Raw genomic sequence first — 25655 nt, 5'->3', positions numbered from 1 at the left:
CCGATCCGGGGGATTGGCAAAGGCGGTTCTTGCCGCCGAGGCGGTATTGCAGCTGATATCAGCGACGCAGCGCCGGGCAGCCGCGGACGTTGCCGAAGCTCATTTCGTCGGGGCCGCGGCGGGTCCAGCCCTGGACGATGACGCGGCGCGGGGTGATGTCGACGACGCGGGCGCGGCGGAGGCCGTAATCGCGGGCGAGATCTTCGGCGAGCCTGGGATCACAGCCGCGCGGACGGCGATCGAAGCCCGGAGGCGGACGGCGGTAATCGCGCGGCGGCTCACGCTCCGGATCGCCGATAATGATACTGAATTGCGCAGCGGCCGGGGCCGCGGTGCTGGCAAGGGTGCCTGTTATCAGCATGGCGGCAAGACCCGCCTTTGCCAGAAACTGCATCATCGAAAAACCTTTCGTTTTAAAGTCGGTGCGGCCAAGCCGCCGTCCCCATCACGCCTGAGGCATCTCCGGGAATCACTTATACAGAGCAGAGAAGAGACGGCTGAAAGTGTCGCCGTCAAGGCAAAATGGCCGGCAGGCCTCGTATCAGCGCTTGCCGGCCGGGTTCGCAATGCCCGCGTGTCTTTTTGAAACACACAAAGGCAGCCCGTTCGGACCGGTTCGTCAGCGGCGGATCAGCGGGCAGCCGCGGACATTGGCGAAGACCATCCTGTCCCAGCCGCGGCGGTCACGCCCGGCAACGACGACGACGCGCGGCGACATGCGGGTGATATGGGCTCTGCGCAGGCCGAAGTCCCGCGCCTTGCGCACCGCATACATCGGCGAGCAGCCGCGGATCGGGCGATGATATTGCGCCTCGACGATGAGGTTCGTCTGCGGCCCGGCGGCAGCGGCCGGGGAGATCGTCGCCGGAATGGATGAAAGGGCAAGCACTGCGGCAAGGCAAGCCTTGGTGAGGAAATGCGTCATCAGCTGTCTCCGTCGATTGGTCTTTGTTTTCAACCTCTCCCTGAGGGGATTGTCTCGACAGTAAACGCTGCAAGCTGAATGGCGTTCGAACCGGCCATTCAGTTTGCATTCACAAGAAGATGAGCAGTTTTTCGCCCGATGGGTGTCGAGCGATCACTTGCGTCCGGCGCCGCTTTCTCTCAGGAACCGAGATGCAGCACGATCTCGCGCCGGTGCGGGCGGTCGCGATGTTCGAAGAGGTAGATGCCCTGCCAGGCGCCGAGCATCAGCCGGCCGCGCGCGACGGGAATGCCGATCGACACCTGCGTCAGCGCCGCCTTGATATGGGCCGGCATATCGTCAGGCCCTTCGGCCCTGTGCACGACCCAGCCCATCGACGGATCGGAGGCCGGCGGCACGAGGCGGCGGAAGAAGGAAAGAAGGTCGCTACGCACATCCGGATCGGCATTTTCCTGGATCAGCAGCGAGCAGGAGGTGTGGCGGACGAAGACGGTGAGAAGCCCCTCCTCCCGCCCGGAGGCGCCGACGAAGGCTTCCGCCTGATCGGTGAATTCGTAAAGGCCCTGGCCGCGGGTGGCCAAGGTGATTGTCTGGGGCACGGGCGCTCTCCGTCTCGCAATGATTTCTCCCGCGAATTGACGCGCCATGACGGCCGAGTCAATGCCTGGCTCGGCAGGTGACGGCGCCGGTGTCAGAGCTTCAGCAGCGTCTCGAAACCGCCATAGATCATCCGCTTGCCGTCGAACGGCATCTGCCATTCATCGCCCTTGAGCCGCGGATCGGCCATCACCTTGGCATTGATTTCGTCGCGCTCCTGCCTGGACCGATAGGTGATCCAGGAGAAAACCACCAGCTCTTCCTCCTTGGCCTGCACGGCGCGGGGAAAGGAGGTCAGCTCGCCATAGGGCACGTCGTCGCCGATGCATTCGACATATTCGAGTGCGCCATATTCCTTCCACAGCGAGCCGGCGAAGGTCGAGAATTTCTTGCAGGCCTCGATATTCTCCCTCGGCACCGCCACGACGAAACCATCGACATAGGACATTGCACGTCTCCTCGATCCATACTCGTTAGCGGGAGAGATAGGAAGTCAGAGGGGCCGGTCCAGGAGTGGAGCGGCAAGCGGGCTTATCAGGCAGTCACGGCCCGTTCACCAGCTTGAGGATGAGCTGCTGGATATTGCCGCCTTCGCCCATTTCGACCTTGTCGAAGTCGCGGCCGCGCTGGCGCTGCCGTGCGGAGATTTCGCCGAGACGCCGCGTCAGTTCGACCCTGATCTTCTTGCAGTCGGGATCGTCGGCAGCGGTCAAGCCGATGCTCGTCGCCTCGATTTCCCTGACCATCTCCTTGATGGTCTCGCCGTGCACCCGCTCATGTGCGGCAACGCCTGATATGAAACCTTCCCAGCTGCCCTTGACGGCCGGCGGCAGCGCGGTCGAGGGCTTGGGCAGCGTGTAGGTGATGATGAGCTTCGGCTTGTTGGTCGTGATCACGCAGGCGTTGCCCTGCGGTTCGTATTTGCGCGTCCAGGTAAGCTTGAACGTCGTGTGCGCGATCACCCGGCCGGTGACCCCGGCCTTCGGCCCGTGCTCGCCGATCGATTCGTAGAGCGCAGCACCCGACGTGCCCGAGATCGCATAGGGCCGCACCTCTTCCACCGCCTGCCATCCCTCGGCCAGTGCTGCCGCCGGCAGCGAGGCGAAAACCGCCGCCAACATGAAAGATATGAATTTTGACCTCACGCGCATCCCCAAACAATGTTTTGGCGCGACCGTAGAGCCTTTCCTGGTCAAATTGAAGCATTCTGCCGGAGCAGGTTTTCGTCGGGGCAGAGGCGATTGGCGACGGGCATACCCAAGGTACGTCTGAGCCGATCGCCTCTGATCCTGGCGGAAAGATGCCCGGCCCACCGGCCGCACCGCTTCGCCGTGGCGAAGCGATCAGTGCGTCCGGCGATTCTGAGTCTCGCAGATTTGCCAGGCAAATCTGCGAGAGGGTTGGCTGAAACGGGCCGGCTGATCGACCGGCCGGCTTGGCCGTAGAGCTGGGCTACGACGCGCGCCGGCCGGTCGACCATCCGACTCCGTTTGAGCCAACAGAATGCTTCAATTTGACCAGGAAATGCTCTAACGAGAGCCGTCGAAGCCTTCAACGCATCATGCGTCGGCAGGCATCATTCCAAGGTCAGCAGCAGGACGGCGAAACCACGTCGATCCGCCCAGCATTTTCCATAGGGATCAATGGCTAGCCCCGGGAACAATTGTCTTCATCGGTGATTTCCCCTCTGACGCGCAGGAAAGAACATGGCTCGCTACTATTTCGATCTACACAACGGGGAAGGTCCAACCCGCGACGAGCACGGAACCGAGCTCAAATCTCGTGAGGACATTCCAAAAGAGGTGACCCGCATCCTGCTGGATGTGGCCCGCGACGAACTGCCCGCGGGTGATCGCATGACGATCGCCATCACCGTCCGCGACGAAAGCGGCGAACCAGTCACGGTTGCCAGCCTCGTCTTCAGCAATGAATGGCTCGACGTCCTGCGATAACGGCTGTCGTCGGCCGCCTCAGAAGGTGCCGGCTTCCGGAGAGGCCATTTCCTCGATGCTGTCGACGCGGTCCGGATAGAAGGCGAGATGGCCCTTGATGTTGCTGACGGCGGCATTCGGCGCCTCATAGGTCCAGACGGCATTCTCGGCGCGCTCGCCCCCCGGAATGATGCTGTAATAGGTCGCGTTGCCCTTATAGGGGCAATGCGTGCGATGATCGGTTCGCTGCAGCAGCGACATGTCGACATCCTTGCGCGGAATATATTGCACCGGCGGATAGGAGGCTTCGCGCAGCGTCAGCGCGTCGCGGCTGTCGGCGACCGTCCTGCCGCCGAGCGTGACGACGACGCGGCAGGGATTGTGCTAGACGGTGATCGGGTGATCCGGCCCGGGGATCTTGATCGATTTATCTGACATGCGGTTCGTCTCCAGAAGCGATCGATCCCCGGAAGATAGGGCGGGCATGCCGCCGACCCAAGGTGTGAATGCTCCGTCCGGGCGCGATCCGCTTCAGAATTCGAAATGCGGCGATGCTGCACTGAGCAGCGCCGCTTTCGGCGCCGCCGGCCAGGCCTTCGCCAGCTGATCCGCGAGCGTTGACACCAGCCTACCGATATCCGCCTCGGCCGAGGCATGCAGCGCCTCGGCAACGATCAGCACCGACCGCGTCGTCTGCCGCACCGCCGAAAGCCCGCTCTGCCGGTTCGTCCAGCGCCGCGCATGGGCCCTCGCCTCGCCATCGGCGAAGATCACCTCGTTCGGCTCGGGATGTTCGATGTCGCCGCCGAAGGTCAGATAGGTCTCGTCACCCGTCGCCGGCCGAACCTCGAGATCGCCGGCGATCTTTTCGACATCGAAGACGGCAATGGGAATAGCGAAGGCGAGCGAGACCGCATTGCAGAGATCGACGAGCGGATGCAGGCGCGGCAGCGCGTGCTCCTGGCGGAAGCGGCGCAGCAGCGCTTCGGAGGCCGAGCGATATTGCGTCGGCTTCAACCCCATGCGGGAAAAGCCGCGCCGCCAGGCCTGGATCTCCGGAAATTCGCTTTCCTGAGCGCCGGCAAGCCGGGCCTCGGCAATCGCCCCGAAGCTTGTTATCGCCGCCTCGACGTCCACATCGGCATCGATCCCGGTGGCATGGAGCGCGCCGGCGTGAAGCTCGGGAAAGCTCTGCCACAGGGCGGCGGAATGGTTGAAACGCATGCCTATCTCCCCTCGGCCGGCTGAGTTGCTGTGCGATTTCCAGCCAGACCGAGCCCGAGCACCGCCCCAAGCACGCTGGCAATACCGGCAAGCTGGCTGACGCCGACCGGCTCGCCGAGCGTGGCGAAGGCGAGCACGACGGCGGACACCGGCGCGAGCGCGGTAAAAAGCGAGGCTTCCGTGCCGCTCACGCGCTTCGCACCGGCATACCAGAGCAGGAAGCCGGCGACGGTCGGCACCAACGCATAATAGACGACCGCCGCCGCAGCGCTTGCGGAAATGCCCTGGGCGGAAGGCGCCTCGAAGACGGCCGGGATGACGGCGACGGCGAAGCCGATGCCGGTCATCAGCGTCGATTGGGCAAGCGGCGGAATATCGGCGGTCAGCCGCTTGTTCAGCAGGATGAACAGCCCCTCGCAGACGACCGCCAGCAGGATCAGCGCATTGCCGGCGAGCGAACCGCCCGCCGCCTCCGGCTTGAAGGCGATCGAAAACACCCCGGCGGTCGCCAGCGCCACAGCAAGAAGCAGGGCGGGCTGCGGCCGCTCACCGAGCAGCAGGATGGAGATTCCCGCCGAGACCACCGGCAGCGTGCCGATGATGACGCCGGCATCGGCCGCCGAGGTCAGGCTGAGGCCGGAGATCAGCAGCGTCGTATAGCCGACGCTGCCGGCCCCGGCCTGGATGAGGAGAATGAGGCGGTCACGGCGAGAGAGCTTCGGCAGCCGCACGCCGGTTGCCCGCATCAGCACGAGAAAGACGGGAAAGGCGAGCGCGAAGCGCAAGGCGGTGGCGGTAAACGGCCCCAAGCCGGCGGCAATGAGTTTGCTCGCAATGACGGTGCTTCCGACCGTCAGCATGGCCAGCGTCAGATAGACATAACCTTGAACCTGTCTCGACATTCCGCATCTCCGATTGGATGCGTCGAGAAAACAGCAGGGGCCGGCTGCGGTCTTGAACGAAATTGCAGGGCGGAGGCGGCGTTCGGCCAGCCCCGTCCTTCGAGGCCCCTTGCGGGGCGCCTCACGATGAGGCTGGAGAGAGGTCGCAGCCCGCGGCACCTGCGATCAGCCCCGATCCTGAGGTGCGCCGCAAGGGGCCTCGAAGGACGAAGCGGGCGCTTGAAGTTCGATGAATGCAAGCGGCGTTGAGCGTGCCCTTCGAGGCTTCGTCCTCACGGGCTACGCGCCTCAGGATGAGGGGCGTTGGAGGATGCCGTGCCTTTCACCGTGGACGGCAGAAGGATGGACGGCCTTCAAGAGAGCCTCATCCTGAGTGCCCCGCAGGGGCCTCGAAGGACGAGGCGGGTGGCTCGGCCTCGGACGCCCGGTGACGAAGCGCGCCATGCCGGCACCGCTCAGACAAAGGCGCCGGCATAGAGCCGCGGCGACAGGCCGTATTTGCGCACGAAGACGCGCGTCATGTGGCTCTGGTCGGCAAAACCGCTGGCAAAGGCGGCTTCGGCAAGCGGCGTGCCCTGAGCGATCAGCCGGCGGGCGCGATGGATGCGGGCCTGGAGGAGATAGGCATGCGGCGTCAGCCCCGTCGCCTTGGCAAAGCCGCGCAGCACCTGGAAGCGGCTGAGGCCGCTTTCCCGGGCGAGGTCGGCAAGCGAGACGGCGACAAGAGGATCGTCGTCGATCAGATCCCGCGCCGCGCGGATGGACGCCGGCACCGCTGGCCGCTCCTGGCGATCCCCCCGTTCCCGCATGACATCGGCGACGAGCTGCAGCAGCAGTTGCTCTGAGAGCAGCCCGTCGGCTCCGCCACCGGTGACCGCGCCAAACAGTATCTCGAAGCGGACGGCGATCGCCGCATTGCGGATGACCGGATAGGGGATTTCCTGTCGCCCTGCCCCGCCCTCGCCGATTTCCCGCGACAGGCTGGCGACGATCTCGGGATCGAAATAGAGAATGCGCCACGATCGACCTGCGCCGATCGGCGCACCGTCATGCACCTCGTTCGGATTGACAGTGATGATATCGCCGGCCGCAGCCTCGACCATGCCGCGCCCGCTGAGCGACTTCTGCGCCCCTGATGAGACGAGGCCGATGCCGAACTGCTCATGCGTGTGCCTGCTGAAACTGTGATGCGTTGCCGCTTCCACCGCCTCGACGCCGGCCAGCGCCGAGCGTAACATCCTGAACTGATTTTTCGCCATCATCCGTCCGCAGATCCGATGCCGGCCATCTTGCCAGCCGGATGGAGCGGGCGCAACGCTTGGCAAGCGCAACGCGTCTTTGAAGCGTCAGAAGAACTCGTCGAGCAGCTGGTAATAATCGAGGCGCGCCGGATCCGGCGCCGTCAGCTCATAACGATCGAGGAAGGGTTGCACCAGCGCCGCACCGAAATTACCGGCGATGCTGCGGCAGGCGAGCGCAATATCCTGATAGCGGTCGGCGACGCCGAGGCGACCGCAATCGATATAGCCGGAGAATTGGCCGCCGGAGGCGACAAAATTGGGCAGGCAGGCATCGCCATGGGTGACGACGAGATGCTCACGGTCCGGCCGCCGGCCTTCGAGTTCGGCAAACAGTGTTTCGGCGCTCTTTCCGAGCCGCGTCTCGTCGAAATCGGTCTCGTCGACGATCCCGGCCTGCATGCGCGCCCTTGCGGCCGGCAGGCGCTTTTCTAGACGATGATCGAACGGGCAGGAGGCGATCGGCAGGTGATGGAGATCGGCAAGTGCGGCCGCCAGCAGTCCGACTCGCGCCAGCGGCGTCAGCGCCGATGCGCTGGCGAGATCGGTTCCCGGCAGCGCCCCGATCAGCAGCCAGTTGCGCTCGCCGTCGCTTTCGCAGGCGATGACGTCGGGACACGGCAGGCCGGCGGCCTTGAGCCAGGAGAGCCGGGCGGCTTCATCGGGAAGCTCGCCGAACGGCCCCGCGGCCTCGACCTTCAGATAGAGCGCCGGAAGGCCCTCGCCCTCCAGCCGGAAGACGCTTGCGGCGGAACGGCCAAGCGCATCGCGTTCGAACCGGTAGCCGGACAGCCGCTCGCCGAGCGCTGCCGGCAATGTCTTGAAATTTGTCAATGCAGCGTTTCGGCGGGTGCTGCTTCGAGCAGGATCTCGAAGGCCTCTTCAAGCGCCGCCACCAGAATATCGGTCAGCTCGTCGCCCCTGTTTTCCAGGAACAACGCGCTGACGGCTTCATCCTGGCGCTCCAGAAAACGCTCGATCTCGTTCGACATATCATTGTCCCTTCTTCACCGTACCATCACGGCCATAGGAAGAGGCTAGATGCGGTTCCTTGCGTGTGGCTTGTTGCGGGCGGGAAAGATCACAGCGCGCTTTATTCATCAATATCATACTTCGAATACTGGCCGCGGGGGATCGGCCCACCGACCTGGTGGGCAAAGGACATCACTTTGGTAGCCCCCTCATCCACCACGCAGCGGAAACGAACTTGGAACCAGCCCTTGGCTGTGCCAAAGGCTGCATCCTTCACATCGAGAATGGTACCGGCTCGCAACCCGAAACTCGGCAATGCGAGCGGAAAATAGGCCGGCGAACCGTGAACAAGCTGGCCCTGAAGCTCGGTGGTACAGAGCGTTGCCACTCGCTCCTTGCGTGAAAGCCCATCCATCGCGGTCTGCGCAAACACATTGCCATCTGCAGCCCGTGAAAACAGGGTTTTTGCCGCGGGCAGATCGTTGGTGTCAGGCAGCGTTTTCGGTTTGTCAGCGCTCTTCTGCTCAGGCGGCTTGGCCTGTTCGAAGGTGGTCTTGGCTTCGCCAGACGCTTGTGTCGGCGGTCCGTTACGCTCCGGAGAAACGTCCATCACAGCCACTTCGGGAAGCTTCACATCATCCGGTACGGGTTTTGATGGAGGCGGCTCAGCTTTCGGCCCTTCCGCAACGGCTTTCGCAGGCAGCCGCTCTAATGCTCGATCGCGCTGCGGAGCAGTTGTCGCCGGTTTTCTTTCACCCTCGGAAGAATTTCCCGCCAGGAATTTGTCAGGGCCGCTATTTTTGCCCCCGAACTCGGTCACAGGGTTGAGAGTCGGCATCGGCCTCGATTTAGCTTGCTCAGAAGCCTTCTTTGCTGGCGGTGGCGGAGGAGGCGGTGGAGGCAGCGGTTGCTTCTTCGCCTGTTCCGGCGGTTTCGGCTCCGGCGGTTTTTCCTCAGGCTGCTTTTCTTCCTGCTTCTTCTCCTCTGGCGGCGGAACGAGTTCCACCTTCACGCTCTCGTCTTCAGGAGGTTTCGGCTCGATCTTCGGCAGCCCGAAAATCAGAAGGGCGATGAGCGGCACATGCAGAAGCGCGGACGCGCCGACGCCCCAGCGGATATCAGGCCGCTGTTTTGCCGCTTCATGCGCTTCTTCCGGTTCGACGTCTTCTTCTGTCACAGCAGCGATGTGGCCTTTAAAGCCGGCAGCATCAAGCCACAAATACAAAAAACCGCGTGATCGCTGCCGCGGTCATTGGTCGGCGGGTCCATCATCATTCAACGCCACGCGGTCTCGGAGAGCCGTGCATTGGTATCCGAACTGGTTTGAGCAGTGGTCAGCCGAGCGAGCCGATGAGATCCCGATAGGCAGCCTCCGGGAACGCCTTCAGCGTCTCGGTGCGGACATTGCCCGCCATGGCGAGCGACAGTGTAAAATGCGCCATCACCGCGTCGTCGGGCGCCTCGCAGACGGCGACCATGTCGTGTCCGCCCATCGTCAGATAGAACTGGTTGATGGAGCCGCCGACGCCTGCGAGCAGTTTCTTCGCCGCGTCCAGCCGTTTTGCCGAGTCGCGAACAGTACGGATGCCTTGGTCTGTCCAGTCGATCAAAAGAATGTAATTGGTCATGTCGCACCTCCCGACGGAGGATCGCTCACGCAGGCATACGATCTCGCGTATGTCGCGATCGATCCTTTCCACGTGGCCGGATTATAGGCCTGTCACCATACAGGGACAAGAAAGCCGCGAGGATCATTGGTGTTAATCACAAAACAAAAGCCGGGCGTAAAGCCCGGCTCTATTTGATGATAAACCTCGCTCGCCACCTGGCTTCATCCTCGGCTTAGTGCAGGGGATCTGCTGCCCTACGAAACGGAGGCAGATGCCCGGGACAAGCCCCGGGACAGGCCCGAGCATGACGAAAGAAGAGTTGGCCGGCTTCGTCAGCAGGCTGAGCCGGGCATAAAGCCCGGCATTCCCATCAAGAAGTCATCGAAGCTTAGCTGTCGAGGAACGAGCGCAGCTTGCGCGAACGGCTCGGATGCTTCAGCTTGCGCAGCGCCTTGGCCTCGATCTGGCGAATACGTTCGCGGGTGACCGAGAACTGCTGCCCGACTTCTTCGAGCGTGTGGTCGGTGTTCATGCCGATGCCGAAGCGCATCCGCAGGACACGTTCCTCGCGGGGCGTCAGCGAGGCGAGAACGCGGGTGGTCGTCTCGCGCAGGTTCGCCTGGATGGCGGCGTCGATCGGCAGCAGCGCGTTCTTGTCCTCGATGAAATCGCCGAGATGCGAATCCTCTTCGTCACCAACAGGGGTTTCGAGCGAGATCGGCTCTTTGGCGATCTTCAGGACCTTGCGGACCTTTTCGAGCGGCATGGCGAGCTTTTCGGCCAGTTCTTCCGGCGTCGGCTCGCGGCCGATCTCGTGCAGCATCTGGCGCGAGGTGCGGACGATCTTGTTGATCGTCTCGATCATATGCACCGGAATGCGGATGGTGCGAGCCTGGTCGGCGATCGAACGAGTGATCGCCTGACGGATCCACCAGGTCGCATAGGTCGAGAACTTGTAGCCGCGGCGGTATTCGAACTTGTCGACCGCCTTCATCAGGCCGATATTGCCTTCCTGAATGAGATCGAGGAACTGCAGGCCGCGGTTCGTGTATTTCTTGGCGATGGAGATGACGAGGCGAAGGTTCGCTTCGACCATTTCCTTCTTGGCGATGCGCGCTTCGCGCTCGCCCTTCTGCACCATGTGCACGATGCGGCGGAATTCCGAAATCGAAATGCCGGTCTCGGTCGCCAGATTCTGGATTTCCTGGCGGATGTCGCGGATCGTCGTGTTCTCGCCCTTGGCGAATTCCTTCCAGCCGCGGGCGGCCAGATTGCCGATCGACTTCATCCAGTTCGGATCGAGCTCGGCGCCCTGATACTGTTCCAGGAAGCTATCGCGCTTGACGCCGTAGGATTCGGCCAGACGCAGCAGGCGGCCTTCGTTGGAGACGAGGCGCTTGTTGATGTCGTAGAGCTGCTCGACCAGGGCGTCGATACGGTTCTGGTTAAGCGACAGCGACTTGACGGCCTTGATGAGCTCATCCTTGAGCTCCTTGTAGCGCCGCTCCTGGGCGGAGGAAAGCGTGCCGGACGCCGACAAGCGCTGCTCGACCTGCTGGTCCTGCAGCTTGCGCAGCTTCTTGTAGGTCTCGGCGATCGTATCGAGCGTCTCCATCACCTGCGGGCGAAGCTCGGCTTCCATCGCCGCCAGCGAAAGATTGGATTCGTCCTCGTCCTCTTCCTCCTCCTCGGGAGGCAGGCCTTCGCCGCCGACATCGGTGATGTCGTCGTCGCCGGAGCGGGCGCGGCGGGTCTTTTCCTTCTCTTCGGCCGCCTTGCGGTCTGCCTCGATCTTCTCGGGGCTCTGAAACTGCGGCGCAGCCTTGGCCTCAGGACCGGAATAGGTCGTTTCGAGATCGATGATCTCGCGCAGCAGCGTCGTGCCTTCGTTGAGTTCGTCGCGCCAGATGATCAGCGCCTGGAACGTCAGCGGGCTCTCGCAGAGGCCTGCGATCATCGTCTCGCGGCCGGCCTCGATGCGCTTGGCGATGGCGATTTCGCCCTCGCGGGAGAGCAGTTCCACCGAGCCCATTTCGCGCAGATACATGCGCACCGGATCGTCGGTACGGTCGGTCGGCTCTTTCTTCTTGGCGGTCGCAAGCGCGGTGCCGCCGGAAGGCGCGAGTTCGCCGCCTTCGCTGTCCTCGTCGCCGCCGGCATCATCGTCATCGCCGCCGCCGGAAGCGCCGGCTTCCTCGGCTTCTTCGTCCTCGATGACGTTGATGCCCATGTCCGAAAGCATCGACATCGTGTCTTCGATCTGCTCGGACGTCACTTCCTCGGACGGCAGAACGGCGTTGAGCTCATCCATCGTCACATAGCCGCGCTTCTTGGCGGCCTTGATCATCTTCTTGACCGCGTCGTCGGAAAGATCGAGAAGAGGGCCGTCGCTTGCGCCGTCGCGTTCGACTTCCGCGTCTTCGTTCTCTTTGACCTTGGTTGCCATTTATATCGTCGCCTTCCTGACGCTATCCAATCTCGCTACGGTGAATGGGCCGTCTCAGGGCTTGACGCGCCGCTCGCGCCGCCCTTGAATCACCTGAGCCCACCTAACGGGATGACATTTAAAGTCTGATTAACCACGATCGCCGGTACCGGACAGCAAAGCTTTCTTGCCTTTGGATTTCCGGCCATGGTTGCGCGATCCGCCTTGACCCAGTTCACCGTTTCAACAAGTCGAACGGTGATTCCCACATTTTTTGTTCTCGTCAAGCTTTTCCATAAAAAAAGCTCACGAATCATCGGAAAAAGCCTTATCCACAGGCTTTGAACCGCGGCTGCGATTGCGAACCTTATTTAAGAAGCGGCAAACAAAAGACAAGAGCAGCATGAATTTTGCATGCCGCATCAGTTGTTCGGTCGTCTTTTACAATTGTGCCGACGTTATATTGCCGTCTCTAACGCGCCGCACCGTCATAGGCCGTCACCTTCAGCGCGCCGGGGTCGATCGCAGGAATGCAGCGCAGGTTGATCGAAGCCATCGCCGAGCCATCGGGCGCGACACCCTCGCCGAAGGGCGCAATACCGCACTTGGCGCAGAAGTGATGGCGGATGACATGCCTGTTGAAGGTATAGGTCGAGATATTCGCGTCGGACGTTTTCAGCACCAGCTTCTCACGCGGCACGAAGGCCAGAAGCCCGCCGCGCCGGCGGCAGAGCGAACAGTTGCAGTCGAGCGCCTCGCTGAATTCGCCTTCGACCTCGAAAGCGATATTGCCGCAATGGCAGCTTCCTTCATAAATCATCTCGTCCTCCTCACATCCAATCCATGACGACTTTGCCGGAGTTGCCCGACCGCATCGCCTCGAAGCCCTCGCGGAAATCGTCGATCTTGATGCGATGGGTAATAATAGGTGCGAGATCCAGGCCACCCTGGACGAAGGCGATCATCTTGTACCAAGTCTCGAACATCTCGCGGCCGTAAATGCCCTTGAGATTGAGCATCTTGAAGATCACCTTGTTCCAGTCGATCTCGAAGCCCGCCGGCGCAATGCCGAGAATGGCGATCTTGCCGCCATTGTTCATCTTGTCGATCATGTCGCGGAAGGCGGGTGCCGCACCCGACATTTCGAGCCCGACATCGAACCCCTCGGTCATGCCGATCGCCTTCATCACGTCGGCGAGATTTTCCTTCGAGGCGTCGACGACGTGGTCGATGCCGAGCTTGCGCGCCAGATCCAGCCGATGCGGATTGATATCGGTGATGACGACCTTGCGGGCGCCCGATCGTTTGGCGACCAGCGCGCCCATGATGCCGATCGGCCCGGCGCCGGTGACGAGCACGTCCTCGCCGACGAGATCGAAGGAAAGTGCGGTGTGCACGGCATTGCCGAACGGATCGAAGATCGCCGCGATCTCGCCGGAAATATCGTCCGGGATCGCCACGACATTGCTCTCGGGAATGCAGACGAACTCGCCGAACGAACCCGGCCGGTTGACGCCGACGCCGAGCGTATTGCGGCAGAGATGCCCTCTGCCCGCCCGGCAGTTGCGGCACTTGCCGCAGACGATATGGCCCTCGCCGGAAACCCGCTCGCCGACATGATAGCGGGTGACGGCAGAGCCTATCTCAGCGATCTCGCCGGAAAATTCATGGCCGACCACCATCGGTACCGGAATGGTCTTCTGCGCCCACTGGTCCCAGTTCCAGATATGCACGTCGGTGCCGCAGATCGCCGATTTCTTGACCCGGATCAGCACATCATTCGGCCCGACTTCCGGCACCGGCACATTCTCCATCCAGAGCCCGACCTCGGGCTTCGATTTGACCAGCGCCTTCATCATGTTCGACATGTCTGCTCCCACCTCTGCTTGACGCCAGCGTCGCTATTCCCTCTTCTCCCCAGCGGGGAGAAGGTGCCCGTAGGGCGGATGAGGGGACACGGCGCACAGTCAAATCCTCGTTTGTTTCTTGCTTACCGCTCGAAACGTCGCTTTGCTCCGCCCCTCATCCGACCCTTCGGGCCACCTTCTCCCCGCCGGGGAGAAGAGGGAGCAAGCCTCGCTCAAATCACACCCAGCTCCCGCCCAGCTTCCGCAAAAGCGGCAATCGCACGCTCCACATCCGCCCTGGAATGCGCCGCCGACATTTGAGTGCGGATGCGGGCCTGGCCTTTCGGCACCACGGGGAAGGAGAAACCGATCACATAGATGCCCTTCTTCAGCATCAGGCCCGCCATATCCTGGGCAAGCTTGGCGTCGCCGAGCATGACCGGGATGATCGGATGGAATTCGCCGGCGAGCGTGAAGCCGAGCTTCGTCATCTCGGTTCGGAAGAGATCGGCATTGTCGGAAAGGCGCTTGCGCAAGGCGTCGCCATTTTCGATCAGGTCGAACACTTTCAGCGAGGCGGCGGCAATGACCGGCGCCAGCGTGTTCGAGAACAGATAGGGCCGCGAGCGCTGCCGCAGCCATTCGATGACCTCGGCCTTCGCCGAGGTATAACCGCCCGAGGCGCCGCCGAGCGCCTTGCCGAGTGTGCCGGTGATGATGTCGATCCGGCCCTCGACGCCGCAATGTTCGGCCGAGCCGCGGCCATTCCTGCCGACGAAGCCGACCGCATGGCTGTCATCGACCATGACCATGGCGCCGTATTTCTCGGCGAGATCGCAGACCCCGCCCAGATTGGCGATGATGCCGTCCATCGAGAAGACGCCGTCGGTGGCGATCAGCTTGAAGCGGCTGCCTTCGGCCTTCTTCAATTCCTCTTCGAGTGCTGCCATGTCGTTGTTGGCGTAGCGGAAGCGCTTGGCCTTCGACAGCCTCATGCCGTCGATGATCGAGGCGTGGTTCAGCGCATCCGAGATGATCGCGTCCTCCTCGGAAAGCAGCGTCTCGAACAGGCCACCATTGGCGTCGAAGCAGGAGGAATAGAGGATGGTGTCTTCCATCCCGAGGAAAGAGGAAATGCGCGCTTCGAGCTGCTTATGCTCCTCCTGGGTGCCGCAGATGAAGCGCACCGAGGCCAAGCCGTAGCCGTAGCGGTCGAGCGCCTGCTTGCCGGCCTCGGCCAGTTCCTCATTGTCGGCAAGGCCGAGGTAGTTGTTGGCGCAGAAATTCAGCACCCGCTCGCCGGTGGAAATCGCAATTTCGCCCGCCTGCTTGGAGCTGATGACCCGTTCGGACTTATAGAGGCCGGCATCCTTCAGCGCCGAAATCTCGGCGCGGAGATGGGAGAGAAATGGCGAGGTCATGGGCGGCCCTTCCTGATGTTTTTTATAGCTTCGGAGTTAGCATATCGCCACCGGATTGTCTTGTTCAGCGCTGGGCCCAAATCGGGAGGCACATCGCCCGATCCATTCAGTCGTCATGCGCCAGGATGATCTCCAGGAAGGCGTCGCCATAGCGCTCGAGCTTTGCCTGACCGACGCCGGATATAGCGAGCAGTTCCTTGCGGCTGCGCGGCCGTTCGGTGGCGAAGGCAATCAGCGTCGTATCGGGAAAGACGACATAGGGCGGCACGCCGAGCGATTTGGCGATCGCCATGCGCTCGGCCCGGAGCGCCTCGAAGAGGCTGCCGTTGGCGCCCGACAGGGCCGATTTGCGCTCCCTTCGTTCCGTCTTCTTCGTGCGCCGTTCCGAGGCAGGCCGATCCTTGCGGAAGAACACCTGTCGCTCGTGCTTGAAAACGGCGCGCGCCTCAGGCTCCAATTTCAGCGCCCCATAGGCCTCGTGATCGACGCGGATCAGCCCCATGGCGAGCAACTGCCGGCAGACGGATTGCCAGGTCCGCGCCGGAATGTCCTTGCCGGCGCCGAAGACGGGCATATCGACGTGGCCGAAACGCTCGGTCTTGTCGTTGGCATTGCCGACGAGCACGTCGATGACGTGGCCGGCGCCGAAACGCTCGCCGGTGCGATAGATGGCGGCCAGCGCCTTGATCGCCGCTTCCGTGCCCTCCCAGGTCTCGACCGGCTTCAGGCAAGTGTCGCAATTGCCGCATTGGCCGGCATGTGCCTCCCCGAAATGGGCCAGGATCGCCTGCCGGCGGCAGGAGGCGGTCTCGCAAATCGCCAGCAAGGCATTGAGCTTGGCGCGTTCGACCCGCTTGATCTCCGCGGCGGCATTGCCCTCGTCGATCATCCGGCGACGCTGAATGACGTCGGTCATGCCATAGGCCATCCAGACCTCCGACGGCAGGCCGTCGCGGCCGGCGCGCCCGGTCTCCTGGTAATAGGCTTCCACCGAACCCGGCAGGTCGAGATGGGCGACGTAACGCACATTCGGTTTATCTATGCCCATGCCGAAAGCGACGGTGGCAACCAGGCAGAGATTCTCTTCCTTCAGGAAGGCATCCTGATTGGCGTCGCGAAGCGCCCGGTCCATGCCGGCATGATAAGGCAGTGCACGAACCCCCTGCCCGTTCAGCCAGTCGGCCGTGTCCTCGACCTTGGCGCGCGACAGGCAGTAAACGATGCCGCTGTCGCCCTTATGGTCCGACAGGAAGCGTAGAAGCTGCTGGCGCGGCTGATCGCGCTCGACGATCTCATAGCTGATGTTCGGCCGGTCGAAGCTGGTGGTGAAGATCTCGGCAGAATCGAGCCCCAGCCGCTCGACGATATCGTCGCGGGTATGCGGATCGGCCGTTGCCGTCAGCGCTATTCTGGGCACACCGGGATATTGCTCGCCGAGCCGGCCGAGCTCACGGTATTCCGGCCGGAAATCATGGCCCCATTGGGAGACGCAATGGGCCTCGTCGATCGCAAACAGCGCGATCTTCTCATTGGCGATCAGCTCGCGGAAGCCGTCGGTCAGGATGCGCTCCGGCGTCACGTAGAGGAGATCGAGCTTGCCGGCCGAAAGAGCGCGGCGAACCTCGACGAACTCCTCGCGCGAGAGCGACGAATTGAGTGGGGCAGCACGAATGCCGAGCTGCTTCATCGCCTCCACCTGATCGCGCATCAGGGCAATCAACGGCGAAACGACGATGCCGACGCCTTCGCGGCAGAGCGCCGGGATCTGGAAGCACAGTGATTTGCCCGCACCTGTCGGAAAGAGCACCACCGCATCGCCGCCTGACACGACGTGCTCGACCACCTGCTGCTGCTTGCCGCGGAAAGAGGAATAGCCATAGACCTGCTTCAGCACCTCGAGTGGCGAGCGGCCGGCGGAAAACAGCGCATCGGAGGCGGAAAAGCCAGCTTCGTTGCCTTCGGTCAGCGACATCAGTGGTTCGCCGCCCCTTTGACGCGACCGGAAAGCACGCCGAATCCGTCGATGATCGCCTCCTGGTTCTCAAGGCGCACGCCTTCCAGATGCACTTCCTGCTGGGCCCGTATCAGTTGAACGATCGCCTCGCCGTCGCCGGCCTCGGTCGCCAGCGCAATCTCGCGTTCGAGCTCCAACTTCTGCCGACGCAGCGCCTTTGCCCGTTTGTGGAAGGCGAGTGCCTGGCGATAGCCCTCACGTGCATCCTCCATCGCCGCCTCCTCGGTGGCCGTCCAGAGCCGGGCATTGCGCACCTGCTGGTCGAGGCTCTTGATCAGCGGGCCGAAGCCCTCGAATTCCAGCCGTTCAGTCAGATAGTCACGCGTCAGATGCGGGCCGGCGACGGCAGCCGCTGCCCCAAGCACCGCCGACCACAACCGTTGCAGCTCGCGGCTGTCGTATTCGATCGCGGCGATCTCGTCATAATCGTCGATCATCAGTGCCGGATGATTGACGATGGTGAGCGCCAGCACGCTTTCGCGCAGCGCCGTATTGTCCCGATGGCCGCGCACCGGGCCCGAGCGGGCAAGCCGGTCGGAAATCAGGCTCGGGCTTTTCGGCCCCGCCTTGCCGGGATTGTCGCGGCCAGCCCGGGAGTTGCCGCCGAAACCGCGCCGCTCGCCATTATTGCGGTTCTGGAACTGCGGCTGGAAGAAGGCGTTCAGCCGGTCGCGAATATCTTGCTGGTAATGACGGCGCACATTCTCGTCAGCAATGACGGCCACAAGCTGCTTCAGCCGCGCCTCGAGCTCGGCGCGTGCCTCGGGCGTGTCGAACTTGCCGGTGTTGATCTCCCGGCTCCACAGCATCTCCGAAAGCGGCTTTGCCTGGCTCATCACCTTGTCGAAAGGCGCGCGGCCCTCGTCGCGCACGAGATCATCAGGGTCTTTGCCGTCGGGCAGCAGCGCGAAGCGGACGGAGCGGCCAGGCTTCAGATGCGGCAGCGCCAGTTCGGCGGCGCGATTGGCCGCACGGATGCCGGCGCCGTCGCCATCGAAGCAGAGCACCGGCTGCGGCACCATCTTCCAGAGCAGCTCGAGCTGATTTTCGGTAAGTGCGGTGCCGAGCGGCGCAACGGCGTTCTCGATACCCGCCTGATGGAGCGCGATCACGTCCATATAGCCTTCGACGGCAATGATGGTGCCGCTCGCATTCTCGTCCTGCTGATCGCCGCGGCCCGGCCCCTGGATGGCGCGGCGGGCGCGGGCGAAATTGTAGAGAACATTGCCCTTGTGGAAGAGCTCCGTCTCGTTCGAGTTCAGGTATTTCGCCGGCGCCTCGGCCGACATGGCACGGCCGCCGAAGGCGATCACCTTTTCCCGCGACGAGAGGATCGGGAACATGATGCGGTCGCGGAAGCGATCATAGGACACCGGCACGTTTTCATGAACGACGAGGCCGCAGGCCTCGATCTGCTCTTTGGTGACGCCCTTGCCGGCGAGGAATTCCTTGAGCGCATTGCGGCTGTCGGGCGCATAACCGAGGCGGAACGTCTCGATGGTGCGCCCCTTCAGCCCGCGATCGCGCAGATAGGCGCGCGCCTTCGCGCCATTGGCGGTCTGCAACTGGTCCTGGAAGAAGGCCGTCGCCATTTCCATGACGTCGATCAGCGAGCCGCGCTCCTTCTCGCGCTTTTCCATGACGGGATCGGCAAGCGGCATCGGCACGCCGGCCATATCGGCGATCTGCTGCACCGCCTCGGGAAAACTCAGGCCTTCGAGCTCGGTGAGGAAGCGGAAATGGTCACCGGTCACGCCGCAGCCGAAGCAGTGATAGCGGCCCTTCCGGTCCTCGCAGTGGAAGCTCGGTGATTTCTCGCCGTGGAACGGGCAGCAGGCCCAGTAATCGCCGCGCGAGACATTGGTCTTGCGCTTGTCCCAGCTCACACGGCGCGCGATCACGTTCGAAATCGGAACGCGGTCACGGATCTCATCGAGAAAGGTGTTGGAAAAGCGCATTTATACCTCTTGGCCAGCCTCCATATAAGCTGCTTTGCCGCACCATGCCACGAAACTTGTCACGAAAACCCGCTATTCACAGGCAAGTGCACCCGTCTCCGATTGCGTCGCTTATCCAATCAAAAACACGTTATCGCCCCTGCGACAGGGGTGCGACATTATTGTCCCCGGGAGACCAGAATTCCGCTGTCGCGCAAGCTTCGGCAAAGACGGACATTTTCCATGAGCCTCAAATAAATCGTTTGAAAACAAATTATTATCACCCTCTGTCACGATCCGCTCTGCTCTTTGCGCCGCCATCCGAGCCTCCGCTTCGACATCTCCAAAACCGACATTTTCGGCAATCATTATTTTTTTGTAATTTGAACAGGCCGCCGCACCGCAATAAGTTCGATCTCAACAAAGCGATCCCCGAGCGAAGCACCATCCCTACCCCCGGCGCCGCTTCGCAAGGGTGCCTTTGCAAATACCCTCCGGCTTGGGCTTCGGCCCTGCGTGCCGGCGGAAGCAAAGTGCAAGAAGGCAGGAGCGCCCCCAGCTCCTGCCTTCTTAAATTTTTGGCCTGCCCTGATACAAATTCCCTTTTGAAATTAACCGATTATTGACAAATCCGTTGACAGGCGGCGCGTGCGTGAAGGAAGTATGCGCCGAATTTCCTGGACTCCTTCCCCATGGCCTTTACCGCTGAAACTCTTGCAGCAGACGATCGCTTTCTCGCGGCAATCCTCCACTGCGCCGATCAGATGCTCGCGATCTATCGTGAGAGCCCGCGCATCGCCTCGATTTTCGCCGCACAGCAGCGCTGGCTGATGGCCCATGCCGGCTTTGCACTTCATTATGGCCATCCCGACTATGAAAAGAGCGGCCTCTATTCCGGCCGCTTCATCGATTTTGCGGTCCAGAACGACATCGCCAGCCGCAACACGGCAGCGGCGTTCATGCAGGAAATGCTGGCCTATCGCTTCCTGCGTCCGGCTCCTGGTGCCGACAAGCGCACACGCTATCTGGAACCCACCGAAATCGCGGAGCAGCATTTCACCCGATGGCTCGTCACCCACATGATGATCCTCGACAGCCTCGACGGCGGTAAGCGCGCCGACAGGATCGCCACAGATCCCGCGGCGATGATGGCAGCGATCCAGCCCCGCATCGCTAAGGCGATCATCGGAAGCCAGGCGGTGCGCAGTCCGGGCCCCACCTTCAACCTCTTCAACTGGGCAAATTCCGGCGGGCTGGTGATGGACTACCTGATCTCGCGCCTTCCGGAATTTCCCGAGACGGCCGAGCGCGTCGCGGTCGGCCCCCTGTCGCTGCGGGAAATCCGCGACCAGTTCATGATATCGAACACCCACCTGAAGCGGCTTCTGACGCAGGCCGCGACCATGGAAAGCGTCGGCTGGACGGAACCATCCCGCAAGGGCGACTTCTGGCTGTCACGCCGCTTCATCCTTGAATACTGGAATTATCAGGCTTCCAAATTCGCCATCGTCGATGCCGCCGCCGAGGCGGTGCTCGGACCCGCGGTCCTGGACGAACCGTAGGCGCGACGCGTGGTCTAGTGCCTTCCCTGGTTGGATTGATGCATTCTGTTGGCTCAAACGAAGTCGGATGGTCGACCGGCCGGCGCGTGTCGTAGCCAAGCTCTACGGCCAAGCCGGCCGGTCTATCAGCCGGCCCGTTTCAGCCAGCCCTCCCGCAGATTTGCCTGGCAAATCTGCAAGACTTCGAATCGCCGGACGCACTGACCGCTTCGCCGCGGCGAAGCGGTGCGGCCGGTGGGCCGGGCATGTTTCCGCCAGGATCAGAGGCGATCGGCTCGGACGTACCTTGGGGTATGCCCGTCGCCAATCGCCTCTGCCCTGACGAAAACCTGCTTCGGCAGAATGCTTCAATCTAATCAGGAAAGGCTCTAAATTAGTTCAGCAGTTCCTTGACGGTCGCCGACGCCTTGGCGAAATCCATCTGGCCGGCATAACGCTCCTTGAGAGCGGCCATCACCTTGCCCATGTCCTTGGCGCCGGCAGCACCGGTCTCGGCGATGATCGCCGAGACGTTGGCGCGCACTTCGCTCTCCGACAGCTGCTTCGGCATGAAATCCTGGATGACGGTGATTTCGGCGCGCTCCTTGGCAGCGAGTTCCGGCCGGGAATTCTCCTCGTAAATCTTTGCCGATTCGTCGCGCTGCTTCACCATCTTGGCGAGAATCTGCAGGATCTCGTCGTCGCTCGCCTGCTCCTTGCCGGCACCGCGATTGGCGATATCACGATCCTTGATAGCGGCCTGAATCAGCCGGACGGTGGAAAGCCGCTCCGAATCCTTGGCCTTCATCGCCTCTTTCAGCTGGGTGGCGAGTTGATCGCGCAGCATGGTCTTTTCTCCGTTTTTGATGCCGCTTCATAAACCACGCTGATGCGGGGGATCAAATAAATTGCGCGATCGGCGCGATAAAGCGCAGGAAAACGGCCGCAATCCCGGTTACAAAGATTGACGCTCAGCGATTGCGTGGCTATCTACCGCCACCTGCACCAAAATTCGTGATCAGGCCTGAAGCGCGCAGCATAGCCGCGTCCACACGCCTGCGAGATCAAATGGCAGCGAGCGCGGCAACGCGCATCGGCCGCCGGAAACGGGATGAAGATGACCGCGACAGCACCCTGGACAATCGAAAAGCCGACCGCCCTGCTCGTTATTGCCGACGGCACGGTGATCGAAGGCAAGGGCATCGGCGCCACCGGCAAGGTCCAGGCCGAGGTCGTCTTCAACACGGCGCTGACCGGCTATGAAGAGATTATGACCGACCCTTCCTACCTCGGCCAGATCGTCACCTTCACCTTTCCCCATATCGGCAATATCGGCACCAATGATGAAGACATCGAGGATCTGACGCCTGCCGCCCGCCACGGCGCTGTCGGCGTCATCTTCAAGGCCGACATCACCGAACCCTCGAACTACCGCGCTGCCAAACATCTCGACCAATGGCTGAAGGCGCGCGGCATCATCGGTCTCTGCGGCATCGACACCCGCGCTCTGACTGCCTGGATCCGCGAGAACGGCGCTCCGAACGCAGTGATCGCCCACGATCCAAACGGCGTCTTCGACATCGAGGCGCTAAAGGCCGAAGCCAAGGTCTGGAGCGGCCTCGAAGGTCTCGACCTCGCCAAGATCGCGACGTCGGGCCAGTCCTCGCAATGGACCCAGACGCCCTGGATCTGGAACGAAGGTTACGGCGAGCTCGGTGCGGCCGACGCCAAGTATCACGTCGTCTGCCTCGACTACGGCGTCAAGCGCAACATTCTGCGCCTGTTTGCCGGCCTCGACTGCAAGGTGACCGTCGTGCCGGCGACAACAAGCGCCGAAGACGTGCTCGCCATGCAGCCGGACGGTATCTTCCTGTCGAACGGCCCGGGCGATCCGGCGGCGACCGGCGAATATGCCGTGCCCGTGATCAAGACGCTTGTTAAGACCGATATCCCGGTCTTCGGCATCTGCCTCGGCCACCAGATGCTCGGCCTCGCCCTCGGAGCCAAGACCGAGAAGATGCATCAGGGCCATCACGGCGCCAACCATCCCGTCAAGGACCACACGACCGGCAAGGTCGAGATCGTCTCGATGAACCATGGCTTTGCGCTTGACTCGAAGTCGCTGCCCGATGGCGTTGAAGAGACTCATATTTCGCTTTTCGACGGCACCAATTGCGGTCTGCGCGTGCTCGGCAAGCAGGTCTTCTCCGTCCAGCACCATCCCGAAGCCTCCCCCGGCCCGCAGGACAGCCACTATCTCTTCCGCCGCTTCATCAACATGGTGCGCGAGAAGAAGGGCGAACCGGCGCTCGCCGAACGCTGATTTCAAGAACTGCCGATTTCGCAAAGGCCCGCTAACCGGCAGCCGCTAACGTGATGTGGAATCTCTTAAATCCTGAGGGCGGCAAGAAGAGCAAGGACCGCTATCTGCCGAAGCGGTCTTTTTTCGCTATAGGAATTTGGCTGCTTTGCGCCAAAAGCCGCCATCCGCCCCTTGCGGGTGATTAGATCACGAATTCCTCCTCGTACGTCTGTGGCTCGGGAACGACCGTAACCTCCACCGGAACGATCCAATTGGCCGCGTAGCTCTCGCAGTCGGAACGCTGGAGGTCGGGCTGCACGCACCCCGCACCATCGGTCGCGCGACATCGCAGTATATATCGCCCCGCTTCTTCAGGGGTCCACATGTACTCCCACAAGCGCCATGCGAAGCGACGTTCTGTTTCGAGGAGCCTCACCTCGCGCCAGCCCCTGCCATCTCCGGTGCAGACCTGCACCTGCCGGATAACGGCTTCTCCGCTCCAGGCGGCTCCGAAAATCCGATATGGTTGACCGGCGACGAGACGCGCGCCCTGCACGGGACGGGCGATCTGCGCTTTGACCTCCATCTCCGCGAGGGGGACCAGCCTGGGTTCCCCGAGGCTGCGCTCCCAACGGAAATAGTCGCGCGCCTGCCAGTAGCCAAGGAAAGGTTGCTCCAGAACCGTGATATGCGTGATCCACTTGACCCAAGCCATGCCGAACCAGCCACCCACGATCGCGCGTAGCGGGTAGCCGTGATCGCGCGTCAACGGCTCCTCGTTCATCGAATAGGCAAGGATCGTGCCGTCAGCGATGGCCTTCTCAAGCGGTAAACTACGCGCAAAAGCGATGGGGCCCGGAGAAGCCGTTTTCTTGTTCGGGTCGACGACGCCGCTGTCTGCGCCTACGAGCAGAACCTCACGTGCGGTTCGCTTAACGCCCGCCATTTCTAAAATCTCGCGCAGAGGAACACCTGTCCACGCGGCATTGCCGACGGCTCCGTTCTGCCACTGCAACCCCTCCCTCGGCGGCACATAGTAGACGCGCCCGTTCCCCGCGCACTCGACGACGGCGGTGAAAGTCGTGCTCCGCATCGCCTTGATGCTGTCGAGGTCAAGTTCGATCGGCCGCTCCACCGCCCCGCCAACGCGCAATCTCCAGTCTCGTGCATCGAGTTCCGGCGACGGGAAATGGTTTCGCACGAAGAACAGCTCGGTTGGGATCAGCCAATCGGAGAGTGACGCAAACGGAAACTCGATGTTCGGTGGGGATTTCTGTCGAACTATTAGACTGGGTTGCTCTGGTGTCGGCATCGTCCTCGTCTCCCCTTCAAAGAGCACAACGTTGGCACTCGGTCGCGCGACTTCCAGTTTGATTACACCGCCCCTCGCAGTGCGTCTGTCGCGTTCCGTCCTCATTCTAGCACATACAGCACACGCCCCTCGGATCGATCTCGAACGGCAGCAAAAGGGACCCAATGCTGCTATGGGCCTGACGTCTCTTTCGCCCCTCATTTTCGGACTTACACGGTCTTGGATGCACGCCCCTGAAAGCGGACGCCGTGGTTTTAGATTTCCAAGGTCAGCAATGCGGACTTTCAAGACGTTCGGATTCGTGGCTGGTAGAGACGAGTTCGACCCCAAGCGGCCCCTGGAGGAAAACTCCGCCATGTCCGGTGCTGTCCCGAGAAGCGGTGCCCTGCGGCTCACGTCTGCCACTACCTTGTAATGGTCTCAGCGTCCGGTCTGGCTGACTTAGTCCGTAATGTTTCGCGAGTTGCTTTCAGGAATTCCGCTACTTTTGGCAGATCACCTAATTGCTGATGATACAGGTAATAGAGGGGCACAGGAGGCCCCGACCAGCCCGGAAGGACCGGAACGAGCTGGCCGGTCGCGACGCCGTCGGCTGCAAGCACATCACTCAGCAGTCCGATGCCAAGGCCCTGACTGAGCAGGCCTTCGACAAGGATGGGATCGTCAACTACGATAGCAGGAGGCTGCTCGACCGTGAAGTGCCGGGTGCCATTCGACAATGTCCAGTGGACCAGCTCTCGCCGCATGCGGGTCCGGTGCGCGACCAGTGCCACATCCCTCAAGTCCTCGGGCCCGGACAAAGCCAGCCCGGAGCAAAAGGCCGGAGCGGCGTATAGCCGCTGCTCGACGATTCCAATCTTCCGGTAGATCATATCGCTATCGGCGGGCTGCCCCATCCGAAGCGCCACGTCCACGCTTTCACCGATCAGATCGATATTCTGATGCGTCGTCTGCACGTCGACCTGGACCTCCGGGCACAGCTCTGCATAGCGCGCCAGAATCGACGGGAGGAAGGCGCGCCCGAAGCTGAAGGACGTCGCAACCCGAAGGCGCCCGCGGACCGCTCCGTCTACTGGACGGAAGTTAGCAATGCCGCGTTCAACAGTCTCCAGAGCCCCGCTGATCGAATCGAGCAACTGTCTCCCGGCCTCGGTCAATGAAACGCGCCGTGTCGAGCGCAACAACAGCGCCGTGCCGAGAACGGTTTCGAGCTCCAGCAGACGCCGACTGACCGTGCTCGGCGGAAGGTGGAGACGGTGCGCCGCTGACGAAAAGCTCTCCGTGCGGGCGACCTCGAGGAAAATCCGCAGGCTGTTGAGATCGGGAGATTGGGTGGATTTCATGCGATTCCGGAACAGTGACTTCCATGGACACAGGATAATCGACGGAGGAGCGAA

General features: G+C 62.1%; 24 protein-coding genes and 1 pseudogene. 3 read left to right on the top strand and 22 right to left on the bottom strand.

The window, feature by feature from the left end; translation table 11 throughout:
- Positions 1-58: 58 nt before the first annotated feature.
- The 5 genes from PYR71_RS10100 to PYR71_RS10080 form a co-directional block, all read right to left on the bottom strand.
- Positions 59-397: a hypothetical protein gene (locus tag PYR71_RS10100; RefSeq protein WP_183912569.1), complete on the bottom strand. Its 339-nt coding sequence runs from the start codon at positions 395-397 to the stop codon at positions 59-61.
- A 222-nt stretch (positions 398-619) separates the two neighbouring features.
- On the bottom strand, positions 620-925 hold the full coding sequence (locus PYR71_RS10095; protein ID WP_275619230.1) for a hypothetical protein: 306 nt from the start codon (positions 923-925) through the stop codon (positions 620-622).
- Between the two features lie 179 nt (positions 926-1104).
- Positions 1105-1524 carry a secondary thiamine-phosphate synthase enzyme YjbQ gene (locus tag PYR71_RS10090; protein ID WP_275619229.1) on the bottom strand — a complete coding sequence of 140 codons (420 nt, stop codon included), beginning with the start codon at positions 1522-1524 and terminating at the stop codon, positions 1105-1107.
- A 92-nt stretch (positions 1525-1616) separates the two neighbouring features.
- Complete coding sequence (locus PYR71_RS10085; protein WP_275619228.1) at positions 1617-1970, bottom strand: DUF1428 domain-containing protein; 354 nt, start codon at positions 1968-1970, stop codon at positions 1617-1619.
- A gap of 94 nt (positions 1971-2064) precedes the next feature.
- On the bottom strand, positions 2065-2673 hold the full coding sequence (locus PYR71_RS10080; protein WP_416340285.1) for a DUF922 domain-containing Zn-dependent protease: 609 nt from the start codon (positions 2671-2673) through the stop codon (positions 2065-2067).
- Between the two features lie 555 nt (positions 2674-3228).
- Here PYR71_RS10080 and PYR71_RS10075 point away from each other — a divergent pair.
- A complete protein-coding gene (locus PYR71_RS10075; protein ID WP_183912561.1) occupies positions 3229-3474 on the top strand; it encodes a DUF6894 family protein in 246 nt (81 codons plus the stop codon).
- A gap of 18 nt (positions 3475-3492) precedes the next feature.
- On the opposite strand, the pseudogene PYR71_RS10070 reads toward PYR71_RS10075, so the two are convergent.
- The 14 genes and pseudogenes from PYR71_RS10070 to dnaG all read right to left on the bottom strand — a co-directional run bounded on the left by PYR71_RS10070 (position 3493) and on the right by dnaG (position 19124).
- Positions 3493-3891, bottom strand: a pseudogene (locus tag PYR71_RS10070) (DUF427 domain-containing protein).
- Positions 3892-3984: 93 nt separating this feature from the next.
- A complete protein-coding gene (locus PYR71_RS10065; protein ID WP_275619226.1) occupies positions 3985-4677 on the bottom strand; it encodes a B3/B4 domain-containing protein in 693 nt (230 codons plus the stop codon).
- A 2-nt stretch (positions 4678-4679) separates the two neighbouring features.
- Complete coding sequence (locus PYR71_RS10060; protein WP_275619225.1) at positions 4680-5579, bottom strand: DMT family transporter; 900 nt, start codon at positions 5577-5579, stop codon at positions 4680-4682.
- Between the two features lie 455 nt (positions 5580-6034).
- Positions 6035-6838: an AraC family transcriptional regulator gene (locus tag PYR71_RS10055; RefSeq protein WP_275619596.1), complete on the bottom strand. Its 804-nt coding sequence runs from the start codon at positions 6836-6838 to the stop codon at positions 6035-6037.
- Positions 6839-6925: 87 nt separating this feature from the next.
- Positions 6926-7711, bottom strand: a complete 786-nt coding sequence (locus tag PYR71_RS10050; RefSeq protein WP_275619224.1) for an APH(3')-II family aminoglycoside O-phosphotransferase — start codon at positions 7709-7711, stop codon at positions 6926-6928.
- The gene (locus tag PYR71_RS10045; RefSeq protein ID WP_275619223.1) at positions 7708-7869 is read right to left on the bottom strand and encodes a hypothetical protein; all 162 of its coding nucleotides are present in this window, start codon (positions 7867-7869) and stop codon (positions 7708-7710) included. The genes PYR71_RS10050 and PYR71_RS10045 overlap by 4 nt, the downstream gene beginning before the upstream one ends.
- A 101-nt stretch (positions 7870-7970) precedes the next feature.
- Positions 7971-9068, bottom strand: a complete 1098-nt coding sequence (locus PYR71_RS10040; RefSeq protein WP_275619222.1) for a DUF930 domain-containing protein — start codon at positions 9066-9068, stop codon at positions 7971-7973.
- A gap of 115 nt (positions 9069-9183) precedes the next feature.
- Complete coding sequence (locus PYR71_RS10035; RefSeq protein WP_275619221.1) at positions 9184-9477, bottom strand: GYD domain-containing protein; 294 nt, start codon at positions 9475-9477, stop codon at positions 9184-9186.
- Positions 9478-9847: 370 nt separating this feature from the next.
- Complete coding sequence (gene rpoD, locus PYR71_RS10030) at positions 9848-11905, bottom strand: RNA polymerase sigma factor RpoD (RefSeq protein ID WP_004677699.1); 2058 nt, start codon at positions 11903-11905, stop codon at positions 9848-9850.
- A 451-nt stretch (positions 11906-12356) separates the two neighbouring features.
- Positions 12357-12704 (bottom strand): GFA family protein, encoded by a 348-nt coding sequence (locus PYR71_RS10025; RefSeq protein WP_275619220.1) that lies wholly within the window; start codon positions 12702-12704, stop codon positions 12357-12359.
- Between the two features lie 10 nt (positions 12705-12714).
- Positions 12715-13752 (bottom strand): L-threonine 3-dehydrogenase, encoded by a 1038-nt coding sequence (tdh, locus tag PYR71_RS10020; protein ID WP_275619219.1) that lies wholly within the window; start codon positions 13750-13752, stop codon positions 12715-12717.
- Between the two features lie 212 nt (positions 13753-13964).
- Positions 13965-15152 carry a glycine C-acetyltransferase gene (locus PYR71_RS10015; RefSeq protein WP_275619218.1) on the bottom strand — a complete coding sequence of 396 codons (1188 nt, stop codon included), beginning with the start codon at positions 15150-15152 and terminating at the stop codon, positions 13965-13967.
- A gap of 106 nt (positions 15153-15258) precedes the next feature.
- A complete protein-coding gene (recQ, locus tag PYR71_RS10010; protein ID WP_275619217.1) occupies positions 15259-17124 on the bottom strand; it encodes a DNA helicase RecQ in 1866 nt (621 codons plus the stop codon).
- Complete coding sequence (dnaG, locus tag PYR71_RS10005) at positions 17124-19124, bottom strand: DNA primase (RefSeq protein WP_275619216.1); 2001 nt, start codon at positions 19122-19124, stop codon at positions 17124-17126. The genes recQ and dnaG overlap by 1 nt, the downstream gene beginning before the upstream one ends.
- 671 nt (positions 19125-19795) lie before the next feature.
- On the opposite strand from dnaG, the gene PYR71_RS10000 reads away from it, so the two are divergent.
- Positions 19796-20665: a hypothetical protein gene (locus tag PYR71_RS10000; protein WP_275619215.1), complete on the top strand. Its 870-nt coding sequence runs from the start codon at positions 19796-19798 to the stop codon at positions 20663-20665.
- Between the two features lie 373 nt (positions 20666-21038).
- Here PYR71_RS10000 and PYR71_RS09995 read toward each other — a convergent pair whose 3' ends face one another.
- Complete coding sequence (locus PYR71_RS09995) at positions 21039-21491, bottom strand: GatB/YqeY domain-containing protein (protein WP_183912537.1); 453 nt, start codon at positions 21489-21491, stop codon at positions 21039-21041.
- A 270-nt stretch (positions 21492-21761) separates the two neighbouring features.
- Here PYR71_RS09995 and carA point away from each other — a divergent pair, with 270 nt between their 5' ends.
- A complete protein-coding gene (gene carA, locus PYR71_RS09990) occupies positions 21762-22967 on the top strand; it encodes a glutamine-hydrolyzing carbamoyl-phosphate synthase small subunit (RefSeq protein WP_275619214.1) in 1206 nt (401 codons plus the stop codon).
- A 181-nt stretch (positions 22968-23148) separates the two neighbouring features.
- On the opposite strand, the gene PYR71_RS09985 is transcribed toward carA, so the two are convergent.
- Together PYR71_RS09985 and PYR71_RS09980 are read right to left on the bottom strand one after the other, a co-directional pair.
- A complete protein-coding gene (locus PYR71_RS09985; RefSeq protein WP_275619213.1) occupies positions 23149-24258 on the bottom strand; it encodes a sulfite oxidase in 1110 nt (369 codons plus the stop codon).
- Positions 24259-24662: 404 nt separating this feature from the next.
- Complete coding sequence (locus PYR71_RS09980; RefSeq protein ID WP_275619212.1) at positions 24663-25601, bottom strand: LysR family transcriptional regulator; 939 nt, start codon at positions 25599-25601, stop codon at positions 24663-24665.
- Positions 25602-25655 lie beyond the last annotated feature (54 nt).

It is taken from the genome of Rhizobium mulingense, assembly GCF_029194105.1.
GTDB classification, from domain to species: domain Bacteria; phylum Pseudomonadota; class Alphaproteobacteria; order Rhizobiales; family Rhizobiaceae; genus Rhizobium; species Rhizobium mulingense.
Note: the sequence above shows the minus strand (reverse complement) of the source record. Positions and strands in the feature narration are given on the sequence as shown.